General features: G+C 65.9%; 1 protein-coding gene and 1 pseudogene. Both read right to left on the bottom strand.

Annotated elements, in window-relative coordinates; all coding sequences use genetic code 11:
- Positions 1-174: pseudogene (locus HUK84_RS19470) on the bottom strand (ribonuclease HII); the annotation flags it as partial.
- A 185-nt stretch (positions 175-359) separates the two neighbouring features.
- Positions 360-668, bottom strand: coding sequence for a CsbD family protein (locus HUK84_RS19465; protein ID WP_176641681.1), 309 nt, complete (start codon positions 666-668; stop codon positions 360-362).
- Between the last annotated feature and the right edge of the window lie 463 nt (positions 669-1,131).

Here is a 1,131-nt window from a genome sequence, read left to right as displayed (position 1 = left end):
CGCCGGCGGACTCAATTTCTTGGAATCGTCCAGGAGCGCGGCGAGCCGGCGCGGCACGCCGGATTCGAACATCACCGCGGCCGCCACCACGGGCCCGGCCAGCGGTCCGCGTCCGACTTCGTCCACCCCGGCGACTCGGCCGCCATGCTGCAACTCACGCGCGTAATCCGGCATCCACCCCTTCCCGATCGGTGGCGCATCGGGCGCCGCCGCCCGATTCGCACACCGAATCACGTCCTGACTGGATGGAAACCATCTTTACGCCATGTTGCGCAAGATGCTGATTCCACGACGAGTCCTTTCAAACGGAAAAAAATTGTCCCGCTTGCGACTCGACCGGGGCGAAGGGATGAGGAAATTCAGGCCTTCGCCTTGCGCCGCGGCAGGACCAGCAGCCCGAGCAGCAGGCCGATGCAGGCGGCGATCCCGACCGAGATCAGGGGACGGTCCTGGATGAACAGAACGGCCTGCTCGATGCGGCTTTCGCCTTCCTCGTACAGATCGGCGAATTCCTGGCGGGCGACGCCCGCGATCTCGTCGGCCTTGCCTTCGGCCTGCAGGCCGAGGTCGCCGGTCAGGCCGCCGGCCGCGTCCTTGAGCTTGCCCACGCCTTCCTGGACCGCGCCTTCCGCCTTCTCGGCGAATGCCTCGTTGCTGGAGTCCGTCATGCATTTCCTCCTGTTTCGGATCATGCCGCCTTGGGGTCGAAAACGGATCGGCCGGGCCGGGGTTGCGCGCCTGGGCGGGGCCGGCGGGACGACCCGCGGGGCAAGGCTATCGCTTCCGCCACGATCCCGCCATCCGCCAGGGTGAAAATGCGACATGGCGGCATGGGCGCGGCGTCGAAAAAGCGTGCCGGCGGATCTTGAGGCGGATCTTGGGCGGCCACCGACAAACTGTTACATTTCTACACCGACTATAAGAGGGATTTAACATCATTTGCCGGTGTACCTGCTACACAGTGCCGGCAGAGCGCGTGTTGAGACGCAAACGTCATCGGCGGACGTCGTAGGATTTGAGGAAGACCTGACCACCATGGACAAACCGACACTGGACCCCTCGGACACGCCCGCGCACCAGACGCCGCCCGGTCCGGGGCGGACGGATGCGGCCGGGACCGGCACGGCCCCT

The organism is Nguyenibacter vanlangensis (assembly GCF_013376155.1).
Taxonomy (GTDB): domain Bacteria; phylum Pseudomonadota; class Alphaproteobacteria; order Acetobacterales; family Acetobacteraceae; genus Gluconacetobacter; species Gluconacetobacter vanlangensis.
Note: the sequence above shows the minus strand (reverse complement) of the source record. Positions and strands in the feature narration are given on the sequence as shown.

Coding starts and splice junctions, on each gene's coding strand:
- HUK84_RS19465 (WP_176641681.1), bottom strand. CDS start 668: ATGACGGACTCCAGCAACGAGGCATTCGCCGAGAAGGCGGAAGGCGCG.